18 protein-coding genes are annotated in these 17,127 nt (G+C 63.9%); 3 read left to right on the forward strand and 15 right to left on the reverse strand.

The annotated features are described in order from the left end of the window. Nucleotide 1: 1 nt before the first annotated feature. The 9 genes from RCO31_RS23250 to RCO31_RS23290 form a co-directional block, all read right to left on the reverse strand. Nucleotides 2-853 carry a carbon-nitrogen hydrolase family protein gene (locus RCO31_RS23250; protein ID WP_308970890.1) on the reverse strand — a complete coding sequence of 284 codons (852 nt, stop codon included), beginning with the start codon at nt 851-853 and terminating at the stop codon, nt 2-4. Nucleotides 854-1,044: 191 nt separating this feature from the next. Next, complete coding sequence (locus tag RCO31_RS23255) at nt 1,045-1,725, reverse strand: RraA family protein (RefSeq protein ID WP_308970891.1); 681 nt, start codon at nt 1,723-1,725, stop codon at nt 1,045-1,047. A gap of 34 nt (nt 1,726-1,759) precedes the next feature. Then, complete coding sequence (locus RCO31_RS23260; RefSeq protein ID WP_308970892.1) at nt 1,760-2,551, reverse strand: ABC transporter permease; 792 nt, start codon at nt 2,549-2,551, stop codon at nt 1,760-1,762. Further along, nucleotides 2,548-3,387: an ABC transporter permease gene (locus RCO31_RS23265; protein WP_308970893.1), complete on the reverse strand. Its 840-nt coding sequence runs from the start codon at nt 3,385-3,387 to the stop codon at nt 2,548-2,550. The genes RCO31_RS23260 and RCO31_RS23265 overlap by 4 nt, the downstream gene beginning before the upstream one ends. Continuing rightward, the gene (locus RCO31_RS23270) at nt 3,384-4,442 is read right to left on the reverse strand and encodes an ABC transporter ATP-binding protein (RefSeq protein ID WP_308970894.1); all 1,059 of its coding nucleotides are present in this window, start codon (nt 4,440-4,442) and stop codon (nt 3,384-3,386) included. The genes RCO31_RS23265 and RCO31_RS23270 overlap by 4 nt, the downstream gene beginning before the upstream one ends. Nucleotides 4,443-4,444: 2 nt before the next feature. After that, entirely contained in the window at nt 4,445-5,500 is a 1,056-nt protein-coding gene (locus RCO31_RS23275) for an extracellular solute-binding protein (protein ID WP_308970895.1), read from the reverse strand. A 212-nt stretch (nt 5,501-5,712) separates the two neighbouring features. Then, entirely contained in the window at nt 5,713-5,877 is a 165-nt protein-coding gene (locus RCO31_RS23280; protein WP_308970896.1) for a hypothetical protein, read from the reverse strand. A 263-nt stretch (nt 5,878-6,140) separates the two neighbouring features. Continuing rightward, nucleotides 6,141-7,133 carry a tripartite tricarboxylate transporter substrate binding protein gene (locus RCO31_RS23285; RefSeq protein ID WP_308970897.1) on the reverse strand — a complete coding sequence of 331 codons (993 nt, stop codon included), beginning with the start codon at nt 7,131-7,133 and terminating at the stop codon, nt 6,141-6,143. A gap of 450 nt (nt 7,134-7,583) precedes the next feature. Then, the gene (locus tag RCO31_RS23290) at nt 7,584-8,570 is read right to left on the reverse strand and encodes a tripartite tricarboxylate transporter substrate binding protein (RefSeq protein ID WP_308970898.1); all 987 of its coding nucleotides are present in this window, start codon (nt 8,568-8,570) and stop codon (nt 7,584-7,586) included. Between the two features lie 230 nt (nt 8,571-8,800). Between RCO31_RS23290 and RCO31_RS23295 the strand changes: the two genes are divergently transcribed. Next, the gene (locus RCO31_RS23295) at nt 8,801-9,577 is read left to right on the forward strand and encodes an aldolase/citrate lyase family protein (RefSeq protein ID WP_308970899.1); all 777 of its coding nucleotides are present in this window, start codon (nt 8,801-8,803) and stop codon (nt 9,575-9,577) included. Nucleotides 9,578-9,600: 23 nt separating this feature from the next. On the opposite strand, the gene RCO31_RS23300 is transcribed toward RCO31_RS23295, so the two are convergent. From RCO31_RS23300 to RCO31_RS23325, 6 genes are all read right to left on the reverse strand, one after another. Further along, nucleotides 9,601-10,029, reverse strand: a complete 429-nt coding sequence (locus RCO31_RS23300) for a PaaI family thioesterase (RefSeq protein WP_308970900.1) — start codon at nt 10,027-10,029, stop codon at nt 9,601-9,603. 76 nt (nt 10,030-10,105) lie between these two features. After that, nucleotides 10,106-11,104 carry a nitronate monooxygenase family protein gene (locus RCO31_RS23305; RefSeq protein WP_308970901.1) on the reverse strand — a complete coding sequence of 333 codons (999 nt, stop codon included), beginning with the start codon at nt 11,102-11,104 and terminating at the stop codon, nt 10,106-10,108. A 207-nt stretch (nt 11,105-11,311) separates the two neighbouring features. Then, nucleotides 11,312-11,878: a hypothetical protein gene (locus RCO31_RS23310; protein WP_308970902.1), complete on the reverse strand. Its 567-nt coding sequence runs from the start codon at nt 11,876-11,878 to the stop codon at nt 11,312-11,314. A 54-nt stretch (nt 11,879-11,932) separates the two neighbouring features. Next, nucleotides 11,933-12,514, reverse strand: a complete 582-nt coding sequence (locus tag RCO31_RS23315; protein WP_308970903.1) for a YqaA family protein — start codon at nt 12,512-12,514, stop codon at nt 11,933-11,935. 276 nt (nt 12,515-12,790) lie between these two features. Continuing rightward, entirely contained in the window at nt 12,791-13,225 is a 435-nt protein-coding gene (gene hisE / locus RCO31_RS23320; RefSeq protein WP_308970904.1) for a phosphoribosyl-ATP diphosphatase, read from the reverse strand. A 136-nt stretch (nt 13,226-13,361) separates the two neighbouring features. Then, on the reverse strand, nt 13,362-13,772 hold the full coding sequence (locus RCO31_RS23325; protein ID WP_308970905.1) for a hypothetical protein: 411 nt from the start codon (nt 13,770-13,772) through the stop codon (nt 13,362-13,364). A 322-nt stretch (nt 13,773-14,094) separates the two neighbouring features. On the opposite strand from RCO31_RS23325, the gene RCO31_RS23330 reads away from it, so the two are divergent. Beyond that, on the forward strand, nt 14,095-15,135 hold the full coding sequence (locus RCO31_RS23330; protein WP_308970906.1) for an ABC transporter substrate-binding protein: 1,041 nt from the start codon (nt 14,095-14,097) through the stop codon (nt 15,133-15,135). Nucleotides 15,136-15,191: 56 nt separating this feature from the next. Then, entirely contained in the window at nt 15,192-16,994 is a 1,803-nt protein-coding gene (locus tag RCO31_RS23335; RefSeq protein WP_308970907.1) for a glucan ABC transporter ATP-binding protein/ permease, read from the forward strand. The last annotated feature ends 133 nt before the right edge of the window (nt 16,995-17,127 follow it).

Here is a 17,127-nt window from a genome sequence, read left to right on the forward strand (position 1 = left end):
CCTACTCCGCCGCTGCCATGCGCGGCATCGCCGGAGCGCCGAGGACCTTGTGCTCCAGCACGGGAATCTGCTTACGGCACTTCTCGATATAGGCGGTGTCGATCCGCCCGGCGGTAAAGCCAACGCCATCCGATGCCTTGCAGATGACGTGGCCCCACGGATCGGCGATCAGCGAGTGGCCATAGGTCAGGCGGACCGAGCCGTCTTCGGCCTTGTGCGGACCGGTCTGGGCGGCGGCGACCAGGTAGGTCTCGGTCTCGATCGCGCGGGCGCGGAGCAGCACCTCCCAGTGGTCCTTGCCGGTCTGCTGCGTGAACGCGGCCGGCAGCATGATCACCTGCGCCCCACGCAGCGCCAGCGCCTGGAAAAGCTCCGGGAAGCGCAGGTCATAGCAGATGGCGCAGCCTATCGTGATGCCCTCGCAATCGTAGCTGACGATCTCACGGCCCGGCAGCACGGCAGCGCTTTCCTCATAGCGCGCACCGTCGGGAGACGTGATGTCGAACATGTGGATCTTGCAGTAGCGGGCGACTTCCTTGCCCTCGCGGTTGAAGACGTAAGTCACGTTCGACACCTTGCCGCCCGTCGCCTTCTCGGTCAGTGAGCCGGCATGCACCCAGACCTTGTGCGTCTTTGCCAACGCCTGTGCCGCGGAATACGACCTGCCGCCGCGCTGGTCATCGGCATTGGCGAACTTCTCCGCCTTGCTGCCGCCGTACCAGTTCCAGACTTCCGGCGTGACGATCATGTCGGGCTTTTCCAGCGCGGTCGCTTTTTCGGACAGATCGTTCATCTGGCGGATGTTGGCATCGACATCGGCGACAGAGTTCATCTGCAGAAGCGCGATCTTCATATGATTCTCCTTGGGCGAGGATCGTCAGAACATGGTGAGAGTGGGCAGTGCGGCGCCAAATTCTCCGCGTGATCCCCGCGGAGGCGGGATGCAGTATCCTAGAGCGTTCGAGACACTCTGCAATACTGGATGCCAGCTAAAGCCTGTCCCCCGGGCATGACGCCTGAGGTTAGATCAAAGCCCCATCACCTCTATGCCTTCACGGCAGCCAGAGCATCCAGCACCATTTTCGTCGCGCCCGAAATATCGCCGAGCTTTTCACCCGCGCGCACGCGGTCCTGATTTTGCTCGCCACGCTCCTGCCGGGCGATGGCGGCGATCGCAACGGCGTCCGCTTCCTCCGCGCCAAGCACGAGCACACCGGATTCGTCGGCAAGGATGGCGTCGCCCGGCTTCACCGTAACGCCGCCGCAGGAGACCGGCACGTTCAGCGTTCCGCCGAGATTATAGAGGCGCGTGGTGATCGGTGACATCCCGCGGCACCACATCGGCAGATCGCTGTCCTCGATCTCGGTCAGGTCGGTGCAGGGCCCGTCCACGACGCCGCCGAGCGCGCCCGCCGCCTTGGCGGCGATCGTGACCCCGCCGCCCCAGCAGGCATGCCTGTCGTCGCCGAGGCGGTCGACGACCAGGATGTCGCCCGGCCGCAACAAGCCGAGCGTGTGGTGCAGCAGTGTCGAATCCGGTCCCGGGATCGCCAGCGTCACAGCCGTACCGGCGATGCGACGGCGCTTCAGCAGCGGCTGGATGCCCCGGTCCATGAAGCCCCAGTGACGGCTGTGACCGACGGTGGCCGTTTCGACCTGCATCAGCCTGTCACGAACGGACGCTTCGATCTGCTTCGGCATGGGCTCGACGATGTAGTCAGGCATCCGGACCTCCATATTTTTAGAACTGACCGACTCTTTAAGATTGGCCGACGGCGCGTCTGACACCGACGAGGCGTTCGACAACGATGACAATTGCGAGCGTGCCGGCGATCAGCAGCACCGAGAGCGCCGCGATCATCGGATCGGTCCGGCCCTCGACATACCGCACCATCTCCACCGGCAGAGTGGATGCGCGCGGGCCGGAAACAAACAACGAGATGACGGTCTCGTCGAAGGACAGCAGAAACGACAACGCCGCACAGGCAATCAAACCGGGCGCGGCGAGCGGCAGCGTCACCCGCCAGACCACCCGCCAGGGCGGTGCGCCGAGCGTCGCCGCGGCGGCCTCGACATTCTCCGGCAGCGTGGCGAACGCGGTCGACATCATGCGGATGATGAACGGCACGGTCACGGTCATGTGGCCAAGTGCGATGCCGGGAAGCGTGGCCGTCAGCCTCAGCGGTGTGAAGAACAACAACAGGGCGAGGCCAATGATCAGAGTCGGCAGCAGCAACGGCGCCAGGAAAAAGCCACGCAACGCCTCCCTTCCGCGAAACTCGCCCTTTTCCAGCGCCAGCGCGGCAGGCACGCCGACCAGCAGCGACAGCAGTGTCACGACCAGAGCGATCTGCACGCTCAGCCCCAACGCCTTCATCAGCGGTGCATTTGCGACCAGCGTCTGGAACCAGCGGAACGAAAAACCGGACGGCGGGAATAGAATGAACGAGTCCGCTGAAAAGGCCATGACGACGACCACGACGATCGGCGCGAGAATCAGCGCGTAACTGATGGCGGCAATCAGCGACAGCACGCGTCCTGCGCCACTCATTGCGCGAGCCTCCGGGACAGGACGCTGGAAAGACCGAGGAAGGCGAGCATCAACACCAACGTGTAGAGCGCCATCGCGGATGCCATCGGCCAGTTGGCGTTGGTCGTCGCCTGCTCGAAAATCTCCGTCGCAAGCACGAAGACGCGCCCGCCGCCGAGCAGTTTTGGCGTGATGTAGGCAGACATGGAGAGCACAAAACCTAATCCGGCCGCGAGCACGATCGCAGGCAGGCTCAAAGGCAACGTCACGCGCACGAAGGTGCGCAACGGCGATGCCCCGAGACTGCGCGCCGCCTCCTCCAGCGCACGATCGAGCCGGCCGAAGCCCGCAAGCAGGGCCAGGATCATGTAGGGCAGGATGCTCTCGGCCAGTCCTATGGTGACTCCGGTCCAGTTGAACAGCAGCCGCATCGGCGTCGAGATCAACCCAAGCCAGCGCGCGGCGGAATTGACCATGCCCTGATCGCCGAGGATCGTCAGCCAGCCGAAGATGCGCACGACGCCTGAGACGAGCATCGGCATGATCGCCATGACTGCGAGCAGGCCGCGAAAGCGTGTGTCCGTGCGGAACAGAAACAGGGCGATCGGATAGGCCACGCAAAGCGCAATGGAGGTCGCGGTCACCGACAGCCAGAGCGAGTTGACCGTCAGTTCATAAGTGAACGGGTCGGCCAACAGATCGCGCCAGACCTTCAGCGAAAAAGCCTCGATCATCGCCCCGGTCGCGCCGGTCTCGTTGAAGGCCGTGCGGAACAGGTCGAGGCTTGGCCACACATAGATGACGGCCAGCAGCAGCGCCGCGGGGATTGCAAGCAGCGGCCAGCGCGCGGAGGTCACGAAGCCTCCCGTGAAAAGATGAGCGTATCCTCCACCTTCCAGACCACCTGAACCTCCGTTCCGGCTTGCGGCGTCGGCGCACCCGAGAGGCTCTGCACCGTCACTTGCCCGCCTTCGCCTGACACGACCGTTTCCACCTGATCGCCGATGAAGATGCTCTGCGCGACCTTACCCTTCAGGCGCGGCACATCGGGAGCGACGTTCTCCGAGGCCGCGACAAGGCGCATGCGCTGCGGCCGGACAAAGACATCGGCGTCCCCCTGTGCGAATGACGCGATGCCGGGGATCGGCATGCCCCAGACGGCAAGACCGCCCTGCCCGTCACGCGTGGCAGGCAGCACGTTGACGCTGCCGACGAAGCCGGCGACGAACCGCGTGGCCGGGCGCTCATACACATCCGCCGGCGTGCCGACCTGCTCGATGCGTCCATGGTTCATCACGGCGATGCGGTCGCACATGGCGAGCGCTTCCACCTGGTCGTGGGTGACGAACAGGGTGGTGATGGCAAGCGTGCGCTGCAGGTCGCGGATCTCACGGCGCATGGTCTGGCGCAGCTTGGCATCAAGGTTCGACAGCGACTCGTCCAGCAGCAGCACCGAAGGGCGGATCACCAGCGCGCGGGCCAACGCCACACGTTGCTGCTGACCGCCGGACAATTCGCGCGGTCGCCGGTGCCCAAGCTCCTTCAGGCGAACCATCTCCAGCGCATCGGCCGCCCGTGCAGCGCGCTCCTTCGCTGCCACGCCACGCTCCTCGAGGCCGAAGGTGACGTTCCTCGCAACGCTCATGTGCGGGAACAGCGCGTAGGACTGAAACACGTAGCCCATGTTGCGCCGGTGCGCCGGGAGGTCAGTGATATCCGTTCCGTCGACGGCGATGCGCCCACGATCAGGAGCTGCGAGGCCCGCCAGCATGCGCAAGGTGGTGGTCTTGCCGCATCCCGATGGACCGAGCAGCGCAACCGATTCCCCCTTCTCGACGGCGAGCGTCACATCCGCCACCGCAACGGCATCGCGGTAGCGTTTCTCCAGTCCGGTCAGTTCCAGATAGGCCATGCCTAGTTCGCCGCGATGATCTCGCGCCGCCAGCGGTTATTCCACTGGTCCCGGATTTTGACGATCTCCATCCAATCGACAGGAATCATGCGGGCGCGGGTCTCCGGCGTCGCCGCCGTGCGTGCCAGCGCCTTTGGCTCGATTTGCGCCTTCGCATTGGTCGGCGCGTAGTACAGCCGTTCGGTGAAAGCCTTCTGCGCCGCCTGCGACAACGCATAGTTCACGAACGCTGCGGCGGCCGCCTTGTTCTTCGAGCCGGCTGTCAGGTTGATGGTGTTGATCTGGAAGACGCTGCCCTCCGGCGGCAGCAGCACGCCGATGCGTCCTTTCGACTCGTCGTGATAAAGTTGCGAACGGGCATTCCAACCGGTCGCCACCTTGACGACGCCGTTGAGCAGGAGCGTTGCGCCGTCCGGGTTCGGCTCGAACGTTTTCACGCCTGGTGACAGCTCGCGCAGCTTCTTCACCGCCTTGTTGATCGACGAGCGATGGTCGCCGCCTTCCATCTTTTCGACCATGCAGGTGAGCGCCAGGCCCTGAATGTTGGGTGGTGCCGAGATCGACAGAAAGCCCTTGAGATCTTCGCGCCAGAGATCGGCGAGCTTCGCAAGCGGCGGTTTCACCGTCTGCGTATCGTAGATGATCACCAGATGGTCGTAGGTGACCGCCGGACCGAAATCGCCGCCGACCGCGCGGGCTTCGGAATAAAGCTCGTTGAGCGACGGCGCTTCCGTCGGCGTGATCTTGTCGAACAGGCCTTCGGCATTGCCGATCGACGAGGTCGTCACGTCCATAATCACGACGTCGACCTGCGGATCGGCCTTCTGCGCTCGGATGTTGCCGAGCATCGCCGCCGATGTGCCCCCGGGCGCGTAGTTGACCTTGATATCCGGAAACGCCTTCTGAAACGGCTCGACCACGGTCGCCATGTAATTGTCCTGGAAGATGCCGGTATAGGCCATCAGTGTGATCTGGCCCCTCGGCGCTTGCGCACGTGCGAGCGAGGGCATCGCCAGCATCGCGCCGCCGAGTTGCAGAAACTGCCTTCTCCTGAGCATCGTAATCTCCAGTCTTGATCGGCCCTCGCAAAGTCACGTCGCACAGGTTCGCAATGCGAACGGCGGCGACGGCGCGTTCACAAGCAAAGCATCGGCTACCTTTTCAGGTCAACGGCAAACAACAGGCTTGGCTTGCCCGTACGAACGGCACTTGAGGGTCGGAGCGATGGGGATCATTCGTGCGCGCCGGCTCGCACCCTGCGTCATGCGGCCTACATCATGCCGGTGGCGACCGAATAGATCATCGCGATCGCGAGCACGACAATCATCAGCAGCAGGACGGAGGATTGCCTGCGTCCCTTCAGAACACCCTTGATTTTCGCGACGCGTCCCAACGTTGCCTTGCGGCGCTCTTCGGATGCCGGACTGTCGGACATGATCGACCATCCTTCATGTCTACCGGATTCGATCATATCGTCGCCCGGGCACGACACCAGCCCCACGTAATGTGTGCACTGCGACAAGCAGTCCCAGGACGCCCCACCTCTGTCAAACATCGTACCTGGCGGAAGCGGCTGATCGGCGGACATTCAGCCGCTTCCTCCTGCAATCATCGCCTCTGCGCCAAATCAGGCCACGCGGTCACCTCCTGGCTGGATGTGATGCGCAAGCGGCGAGAGGCGATTCATTCAATTCGACATCAAGTCGGCTCAAGTCCGAGGCTTTTCACGAGCTCGAGCCAGATCGGCTTCTCGTCGTTGTAGAGCTTCTGCGTCTCGTCGAAGGTCATGGCGGCCTCGTCGACACCGAAGGTCTTCATCATCTCCTGGACCTTGTCGCTCTTGCCGGCTTCCACCAGAAGGTTGGAAATCTGCTTGACGATCTCGATCGGCGTGCCGGCCGGAACGGAACAGCTCTGGAAGCCGGTGAGCTCGAAGCATTTGGAGGTCGTTCCTTGCTCCTTGAAGGTCGGCACATCGGGCAGCAGGGGATTGCGGCGGCGTGACACCGCAACCGCCTGACCGCGACCGCCCTGCAGCACGGCCTGTGCCGCGCCGTAGCTGCCGACCGCACCATCGAGCGTCTGGCCGGCAACGTCGGCCCACATCGGCGACTCGCCGCGATAGTGCACCGGCTCGATCTTCAGCCCGTACTGCTTGTTGAGTTCGGCGACCGCCATGTGCGCATAGGAGCCTGCAGCGTAGGTGCCGACGCTGACCCGTTCCGTCTTCCTGCAGTAGTCGATGAACTCCTTGAGGGTCTTCGCGCCCGTCTTGGCGCTTGCGACCAGCGGCAGGCTGCCGGAAGGCATGATCGAAATCAGGATGAAGTCCTTGTCCGCATCATAAGGCACGTCCTTCAGCAGGACGCGGTTCATGATCAGCGTCGTCGAGATCGTGAATTGCCACGTGTAGCCATCGGGAGCAGCGCGCTTCACCTCGAGCGCAGCAACTGTCCCGCCGGCGCCGGCCTTGTTCTCAACCACGATCGGCTGACCGAGCTTCTTCGAAATCACGTCGCCGTAAGTGCGCGCGAACAGGTCGGTCTGACCACCCGCCGGATAGCCGGCGATGACCCTGATCGGCTTGTTCGGCCAGCCCGCCTGCGCCGACGCCTGCGTGCCGAGAATGGGCAGCGTGGCCGCGGCTGCTCCCGTTGCGAGGAAATTGCGACGGGTAAAGTCGAAAGACATCAGCTTCTCCCAAGGGTTAATGCCGCCTGTGGCGGGACATTTCCGTGTCCTAGAGCATTTTCCTGAAAAGGTGGATACCGGCTTTGCGGAAGAAAATGCGACCACCAAAAGCAATCTGGAGCGTATTCCGTTCAACCTGAACGGAATACGCTCCAGTGTCGTGGATCAGAAATTCGCACCGCCATTGCCGCGAGTCCATCGTGCGAATTTCTGATCCATAAACGACACTAGAATCATAAACTTGCTAGTATCCTGATCGAATCCGAAGTTCGCTCTGAGCTCGCTGCAAAGTACGGCGAACTTCGGATTCGGGACACTAGCGTCTTGGCTCCCTAGAGTTCAAGTCGCCTCGACAACTCCCGCGGGTGTAACACCTGACAAAAAATTAAGGCGGCTGGCAAAGCGCTGCCAACCGCCATGACGTTGCCGAAACGGGCTGTTGCCCGATGCTTACTCGGGCGTCAGCCCGAGGCTCGATACGGCCTTCAACCAGATCGGGCCCTCTTCGGCGACGAGCTTCTGGAAGCCTGCGCGACCGACTGCCGGATCGTCGATGCCGAACTGGTCGAGCAGCTGCTGCACCTTTTCGCTCTTGCCGCCTTCGACGAACAGGTCGGAGTAACGGTTGACGATTTCGTCGGGCATGCCGGTCGGGCCGACGGCGCAGACGAAACCCTGCAGCCGGAATACGTCCGACGTCACACCCTGCTCGGCGAACGTCTGCACCCCTGGAAGCTTCCTCATGCGCTTCTGCGACACCGCAATCGCGCGTCCCTTGCCGGACTGGAGCACGTTCTGCGCCACGAACCAGGCGCCGGAGCCGCCCTGCAGGGATCCCGTCAAGAAGTCCGCCCACATCGGCGCCTCACCACGATAGTGCACGGCTTCCATATTCAGTCCATAATGCTTGTTCAGTTCGGCGACGACGAGATGCGCATACGAACCTGCAGCATAGGTGCCGATGTTGGTCTTGTTCTTGCGCGCATATTCGGCAAGCTCGTTGAGGTTCGTCACGCCGGTGCTGTCCGCGACGATGGTCGGCAGGCTGCCGGCAGGCATGTAGGAAATGAGCGTGAAGTCTTTGTCGGGATCATAGGGAAGGTTCTTATAGAGCACCTTGTTCATGATCATCGTCGTCGAGATCGTGAACAGCAGCGTGTAGCCATCGGCAGGCGAGCGCTTGACTTCGACGGCGCCGACCGTGCCACCCGCGCCGGCCTTGTTCTCGACCACCACAGGCTGGCCGATCTGCTTCGAGATATAGTCACCATAGGCGCGCGCGAAGATGTCCGTGGCTCCGCCCGCCGGATAACTGACAACGAACCTGATGGGCTTGTTCGGCCAGCCTTGCGCAATTGCCGGTGTGCCGATCAACGGCAACGCTGCCGCGGCTGCGCCGGTACGAATAACGCTGCGCCGCGTAAGTTTGATGGACATTGCTTTCCTCCGGGTGATGTTGGCGCGGGTCGACTCCGTCTTGCTGATTGCCAATTAGTCTAAGCCGGTTCTGTCGGGCGGCCCAAGGAGATTTCGGGAATTGATGTCGCAGCCGATTGAAAGGGCCGATGAGAAGGGCTGTGGCCTGCGGTCCGCCGGCCATTGGATTTGCGCGCGGGCAATGCGATGGTGATCCGGCATCGGCGCAAACGAACAGGGGCGGCGCTCAAATGACGAACAAGGTCAAGACCATCTGGCAATCCGGCAAGGCCGTCATCAACGGCTGGCTGGCGATCCCGTCGGGCTTTTCGGCCGAGATGATGGCGCAGTGCGGGTTCGACAGCGTCACCGTCGATCTGCAGCACGGCGTGCAGGACTATCTGTCGATGGTGCACTGCTTCCAAGCAATGCAGCCACATCCAGTAACGCCTCTGGTACGGGTGCCATGGAATGAACCCGGTATCATCGGCAAGGTGCTCGATGCAGGCGCGCAGGGCGTGATCTGCCCAATGGTCAACACGCCGGAGGAAGCCGAAGCCTTCGTCGCCGCGTGCAAATATCCGCCGCGCGGCACGCGCAGCAACGGACCGGTGCGCGCCGGCCTCTACGGCGAGCCGGGGACCTACCAGAAGACCGCAAATGCGGAGACGCTGTGCATTCCGATGATCGAGACGCAGAGCGCAGTCAGGAATCTCGAGCCGATCCTCGATGTCGAGGGCATTGCCGGTGTCTATATCGGACCTTCAGACCTCGGCCTGTCCTACGGGCTGGCGCCGAAGTTCGACCGGCAGGAGCCGGAGATCCTTGCGATCTACGACCGCGTGATCGCCGAATGTGCCAAGCGCAAGATCTTCGCCGGCATCCACACCGGCGGCGCCGAGGATGCGGCAAAGTGCATCGCGCGCGGCTTCCGCCTGGTGACGCTGACCAATGATGTGAGCCTGATGGCGCTCGCGGCGCGCAACGCGGTGGCGCAGACGCGCAAGGACTCCAAGGGAGCCGCGTGACGCGGAGGCGAAGCGTTCGCCTTTTAAGCATTCCTCCCCGGCACGGGACGGGAGGTCACCTGAAACACGCCGGTGCAGCGAAGCGCGATCTTGCCGTCGGCGAAGATCCGCCCCGAGGAATGGGCCAGCGTCCTGCCGACGCGATCGACCTGCCCCACCGCCTCCAGCCAGGCGCCGATCGACGCTGAGGCAATGTAATCGAGGCCGAGATGGGCCGTGACCAGCGCGAGCGGAGGTGTCGTGCTCATCGCTGCCAGCCGTCCGAGATAGACGTCCGCCAGCGCCGAGAACAGCGCCCCATGGCAGGTGCCGCGGCTGTTGACGTGGCGCGCATCGACCCGCAGCCCGAGGCGATAGTCGGCGCCTTCGCCCGCCTCAAAAATCGGTCCGATCAGGTCGAGGTAGCCCGAGGAGCGCTTTGACTGCGAGAAGCCGGCCGGGATGTCGGTCATTCGGTCTTCCGTGCTCAGCCGCGCAGTCGGTCGGCGAACCGACTGCGCTTCATACGGGCTCGTTACGGGTCGACGCTCACGCCGCCCTTGCGTTTGCGGTCCAGCCGTCGAAGGCGGGATCGCTCGCCTCGAAGTATTCCTTGCGCAGCCGCGCAACGAACTCTTCGACCGAGACGATGCCCTTGACGCTGCCGATGCCCTGGCCCGAGCCCCAGATGTCCTTCCAGGCCTTCGGCTTGGTGCGCTCGCCGTCCGCCGAGGTCGCAAAGCTCATCTGCGTCTTGTCGGAGGTCGGCAGCGCCTCGGGATCGAGGCCGGCATTCCTGATCGACGGCTTCAGGTAGTTGCCGTGCACGCCGGTGAAGGCGTTCGAGTAGACGATGTCGTCGGCACCGTGCTCGACCACCATGGCCTTGTAACCCAGCGCAGCGTTCGCCTCATGGGTCGCGACGAAGGCGGTGCCGATGTAACCGAAGTCCGCGCCCAGCACGCGCGCTGCGCGCACCGCCCGGCCGTTGCCCATGGCGCCCGACAGCGCGATAGGCCCGTTGAACCACTCGCGCGTTTCGGTGACGAAGGCGAGCGGTGACACGGTGCCGGCGTGGCCGCCTGCGCCCGCAGCCACAAGGATCAGCCCGTCAGCGCCCTTCTCGGCGGCCTTGTGCGCGAAGGTCTGGTTGATCACGTCGTGGAAGACGAGCCCGCCCCAGCCGTGCACCGCCTGATTGAGTTCGGGGCGTGCGCCGAGCGAGGTGATGATCAGCGGCACCTTGTACTTCTCGCACATGGCAAGATCGGCATCGAGGCGATTGTTGGAGCGGTGCACGATCTGGTTGACCGCGAACGGCGCCGACAGGCGATCCGGATTCTTGCGGTCGTGCTCGGCGAGCTCCTCCTTGATGCGGGCGAGCCACTCGTCGAGCATTGACTGCGGACGCGCGTTCAGCGCCGGAAACGAACCGACGATGCCCGCCTTGCACTGGGCAATCACGAGCTCCGGGCCCGACACGATGAACATCGGCGAGCCGATGACCGGGATCGACAGCCGGTTCTTGAACAAGGCAGGCATTGGCATCTCAAAAATCCCTCAAAGCTTGGCGGCCGCCTCGCCTGATCGGCTGATCGTCCCGGCCGGATGGTCGCGGCGCACGATGCCAGAACCCGGCCCAGATGCAATCGGCGGGGACGGCGCGTTTTCGCGATAGGCCAATGCGGCGAACGCATTGTACGATGATAGGCATCATCTCTAATCGCCAGCCGGACAACCGAGGCCAGCTCCGGCTTACTGGCAGGCGGCGCGCGTCACGAAGGTGTCGATCCGGCAGTCGCCTTCCTTGCGCTGATAGCCGGGCATGTAGATGCGCGGGTTGCAGGTCTCGGCCGACTCGGTGTCGAGGCTCCGCCCCGCCGTATAACCCCTCTCCTTGCAGAGCTTTTCGCTCGCCGCGTAGCAGTCGGGTGCGCCGTTGGCGGCGCGCGGGCAGAGCGAACGTCCCATGGCGAAGCCCGCGGTCGGAATGCCCGTCAACGTGTCGAGTGCGCCTTTGTTGATGTCGAAAATGCGCTGCTGTGTCCCCTTGAGGCCCGAGGACACGCCGTCGGCGGAGTCGCGAAACCACTCGCCGAGCTTGTCGATCAGGCCCGGGCGGCTGGACGCTGGCGGAGCGGAGGAAGGCGTCGATGGCGATTGCGGGGCAAACGATGTCGCGGGCGGCTGCTCCGGCGCGGGGGCTGGCGAGGTCTGCGCGCGCAACGGCGCGATCGCGGCGACCAGGCCGAACAGCACCAATACCAGCCACGCCGCGCCGCGGCGCCTTGCTGGACGTCCCGCCGTAACCCTTCTGGACATCCGCGCAGCCTACGCGCTCAAGGGCGTCAACAAAAGGGCAATCTGAGCGGCAGCTCAGAACACCCAGTAGGCAATCACGAAGCCCAGCGCGAGGCCGATCGCGCCGATCGTCACCCAGAAGCCCAGACGCTCCTCGATGATCTTCCGCGCGCTCGGGCCGTAGCGATTCAACAGGAACGCCAGCAGATAGAAGCGCGCGCCGCGGGTGATGACGGAGAACAGGATGAAGAGCGGCAGGCTGTAGCCGGCGAAGCCCGAAGTGATGGTCACGAGCTTGTAGGGGATCGGCGTGAAGCCCTTCAGGAGAATGATCCATGCACCGTATTCGGCGTAGGCTGCACGGAATTGCTCGACCTTGTCGCCATAGCCGTAGAGCTGGATGATCCAGCCGCCGATCGAGTCATAGAGCAGCGCGCCGATCGCGTAGCCGAGCACGCCGCCTGCAACCGAGGTGACCGTGCAGACCAGCGCGAAGAACCACGCCCGTTGCGGCTTGGCCAGCGACATCGGGATCAGCATCACGTCGGGCGGCACCGGGAAGAACGAGCTTTCGGCGAAGGAGACGATGCCAAGCGTCCAGACTGCGTAGGGCTTGTCGGCCGACGCAACACACCAGTCGTACATTCGTCTCAGCATGAGGCGGCCGGCTCCTAAAGAATTCGCGCTGTCGGTGACGTGAGGGCGAGGACGGTGCTTTCACATCGCTACGATCGCCTGTGGCAATCCCCCGCCCAAACGTCGAAAGCATGGCGTACTAGCAGATGAATGATGACAGTGTCGCCCTTCTCGTGCCGCCATTTGCATTCGCGGCAGCCGCCGTCACGAAACCTCAGGGAATCCGGGAACAATGACAAGCCTGTGAAACGGCCGGAAATCCCGATAATTCAGCGTACGCCGCGCCTGCGGGCAGCGTCAGCGCCGTTTCGGCGAGCGGCGCGCCTCCAGCGCGATCACCGGGCGGCGCACCGCCATGGCGGCGGACTTTCCGACCCCGACGACCGCTTTCGCCGCCGGCTGGGCTCTCTCGGTTGCATGGGATTTCGGCAGCTTCTCGGCGATGCCGAGCAGGCGCTCGCGCCGGTCCATCTCGGCCCAGATGTCCTGCGGATGCACGCCCGCGGCGGCCCAGACGACGGCGAGATTGTAGATCAGGTCGGCGCTTTCCCGCACGACAGCCTGCGCATCACCCTGCACGGCATCGATGACGACTTCGATGGCCTCTTCGGCGAGCTTCTTGGCCATCTTGGCCTGGCCACGGCGAAGCAGCCGCGCGGTCCGTGAGACGCCGGGGTCCAGCTCCTTTGCTGCGACGATCGCCTTGTAGAGGCGCTCAACCGAATCACTCATGCGACCAGACTAACGGAATGCCGTGGCGCACGTGTTAACGTCGTGGTGCCAATTGCACACGCCAAGTGAAGGAAAATGGAAGACCCCGACACCTCGGCTCTCAAAGAAGTCTCACAGCAGCGTGCAGCGTGCGTCACTACCAGCCGATCCGCGGCGGACCGTAATTGGTCGTGTTCGGGTTCTGCGGATCGATACGCTGGTAACGATCGGGCCAGTTCGGATTGTAGTTTCGGTAGGCGCCTGGCTGGTGGCGGGGCACGTACGGCCGCTGGTAGCCGTAGCGATAGCCGTAGGCGCGCCGGTGATAATTTTCGTAGGCCTCGCGGCGCTGCTGGGCGGCAATGACGCCGCCGACTGCGCCGATCATCAGACCCATCATGGCGGCACCCGCCGCCGCATCGCCGCGCCTTGCACGCGTTCGCTTGCGTGCGCCGAACTCCACGGCGTCAGCCGGAGTCACTTGCTGGCCGGACGAAGCCCGCAGAGCAGGCAGCGCCTGAGCGTCGAAGGACGTCACGACCAGCGCCGCAATCGACGCCAGCAACATGAGACGCGCTCTCGCCGAAGGCGAGGCAGCAAGGTTTGGACGACGAAACAACATCTGTGCTGATCCCGCGCGGCAGCGCTCGTCCGGGACATGAACCCGCCGCATTGAAGTCATCATGGCCCGCGCAATGTGAATGCAACTTGAACAGCAATGTTCCATTCTGCGACGTTTCGTCCGTTGTGGACAGCCCGCGCGAGCGTCACGCAAACATCATCAGAAACATCGACAGATTCGAGGTCGCGCTGCGGACGATCCTGTGTTTTTATCCGACGGATTCACAGGCTCATCGTGAGTCGGCGCTCCCTCGATCGAAGTGCGTATCATGCGTGTTCAACCCGCCGTCCGGTCATTTTTCCTGTTATTCGCAGCCCTGAGTACACTTGCGCTTCTCGGGGCGTTTTCCACCCCGGCCGATGCTGCGACGGCGATCCGCTTCACGCTCGACCGGCGCATCGACGGCGCCGCGGTGCCGTTCGCGGTCGCCATGCACCGCGGGCTTTATCGGGCCGAGGATCTCGACGTGGCGACGACGGCGGTGAACGGATCGGCCGAGGCCCTCGCCAAGCTCGCCAAGGGCGAAGCCGACATCGCGCTCGCCGATTTCAACGAGCTGATCCGCTATCGCGACGGCGCCAATGGCACACCGCTGAAAGCGGTCTTCATCATGCACAACGAGAACGGCTACGCGATCATCGCCCGCCGCAGCCGCGGCGTCGACAGCGTGACCGACCTGCAAGGCAAGACGATCGGCGTCGCGGAGGGCGATCTGGCGATCCGGATGTGGCCCTCCCTTGCGAAGCGCGTCGGGCTCGACGCCAGCAAGGTCAAGCTGGAGAAGATCGGCGCGGCGGTGCGTGAGCCGATGCTGTCGGCGGGACAGGTCGATGCCGTCAGCGGCATGTCCTACGCCTCGGCGATCAATGTGCGCGACCGGGGCGTGCCTCGCTCGGATCTTCTGGTCATCCGCTTCACCGATTTCGGCGACCGCTCCTACGGACGGGCGCTGGTCGTCAACCCCGCATTCGCGGCCGCCAACCCCGACGCCGTATCGCGCTTCATTCGCGCGGTGATCAACGGCGTAAGGTTCGCGGTCAAGGATCCGGTGCACGCGACCGAGGATGTCCTGGCGCAGATGGACGGCGGCTCGCGCGAACTCGAGCAGGAGCGCGTTCGTGCGATCCTGCATGACAACATCGTCACCCCCGAAGTCCGGCGCGACGGTATCGGCGACATGACCGCCGAGCGTTTCGACGCTTCGCTGGAACAGATCGCGGTTGACTACAAGTTTCGCAACCGGCCCGCGGCACAGGACGTTTTCAACGGCGCTTTCCTTCCCCCGGCGACATCGCGTAAGATCGAGTGACGTTGATACCGCAAGACGCGCGCGCCGCCACTGGACGCCGCCCACCTGTGTGACGAATGGCGCTTTTCCATCTCTATGCCCGCGTCCTCAAATCGCTCGGATCGGAAGCCCGGCTCGGCTGGTTCCTCGCGCTTGCCAACGTGCTGCTCGCGATCGCGCAGTTCGCAGAACCGGTGCTGTTCGGCTGGATCATCGACGCCCTTACCAACGGCCAGGCGGCCGGCACGCGGGCGATACCGCCCTCGATCTGGCCGCTGCTGGGGGCCTGGGTCGGCTTCGGCCTCTTCACCATCGCCTGCAACGCCATCGTCGCGCTGCAGGCCGACCGGCTCGCGCACCGGCAGCGCCAGGCGGTGCTGACGAACTATTTCGACCACATCCTGCAACTGCCTTTGACCTTTCACACCGGCGTGCATTCCGGCCGGCTGATGAAGGTGATGCTGCAGGGCACCGATGCGCTCTGGGGCATCTGGCTCAGCTTCTTCCGTGAGCACCTGGCCTCGATCGTCTCGCTGATCGTGCTGTTGCCGCTGTCGCTCTATCTGAACTGGCGGCTCGCGATCCTGCTGTTCGTCCTGTGCATCGTCTTCACCGTGCTGACGACCATCGTCGTGCGCAAGACCTATGGCATGCAGAACGAGGTCGAGGAGCATTATTCCGATCTCGCCGCGCGCGCGTCCGACGCGCTCGGCAACGTCGCGCTGGTGCAGAGCTTCGTGCGTGTCGACGCCGAGGTGCAGGACCTGCGCAAGCTCGCCAGCAGGCTGCTGTCCGCGCAGATGCCGGTGCTGTCCTGGTGGGCTCTCGTCGCCGTAATGACACGCACGTCGACGACCATCACCATCCTGTCGATCTTCGTCGTCGGCGTATTGCTGCACGGGCAGGGTCTCGCCACCATCGGCGAGATCGTGATGTTCGTGAACTTCGCGACCATGCTGATCGCCAAGCTCGAGCAGGTGGTCAGCTTCGTCAACACCATCTTCATGGAAGCGCCGCGGCTGAAGCAGTTCTACGAGGTGCTCGATGCGACGCCGGCGGTGCGCGACCGGCCCGACGCAATCGACCCTGGCCGCCTCTCCGGCCTCGTCGAGTTCCAGGACGTCTCGTTCTCCTATGACGGCAAGCGGCCCGCGGTGGAGGATCTCTCCTTCACGGCGCTGCCCGGGCAGACGATCGCGCTGGTCGGTCCGACCGGCGCCGGCAAGTCCACCGCGATCGCGCTGTTGCATCGGGCCTTCGATCCGCAGTCCGGCGTCATCAAGATCGACGGCATGGACGTGCGCGGGCTGAAACTCTCGGCGCTGCGACGGAACATCGGCGTCGTGTTCCAGGAAGCGCTGCTGTTCAACCGTTCGATCGCCGACAACCTGCGCGTCGGCAAGCCGGACGCCACCGAGGCGGAAATGAAGATGGCCGCCGAGCGCTCGCAGGCGCTGGAGTTCATCGAGCGCGGCGAGCAGAAGTTCGACACCAATGCCGGCGAGCGCGGACGCATGCTGTCCGGCGGCGAGCGTCAGCGGCTGTCGATCGCACGCGCGCTGCTCAAGGACCCGCCGATCCTGATCCTCGACGAGGCGACCAGCGCGCTCGACGCGGTCACCGAGGCGAAGGTCAACGCCGCGCTCGACGAGGTGATGAAAGGTCGCACCACCTTCGTCATCGCCCACCGCCTCTCCACCATCCGCAATGCCACGCGCATCCTCGTGTTCGACAACGGCAAGGTGATCGAGAGCGGCACCTTCGACGAACTGGTCGCGCGCGGCGGCCATTTCGCCGAACTTGCGAAAGCGCAATTCATGGTGCAGGAGCAGGCTCGGGCCGAGGCGATGCCTCTCGCCAGCGTGGAACCGGACAAATAGCTACCAGGGGCGCTCCAAAGCGGGACAACTGCGCTACAAATTGGACCGATATCCTTGGCGATTGGGCAATTATAGATCGTCTTTTAAGCTTTCGACTCAAGTTAGTTTTGCTAGAATGCACGACAACTTCGCG

Source organism: Bradyrhizobium sp. LHD-71 (assembly GCF_031157255.1).
In the GTDB taxonomy this organism is placed as follows: domain Bacteria; phylum Pseudomonadota; class Alphaproteobacteria; order Rhizobiales; family Xanthobacteraceae; genus P52-10.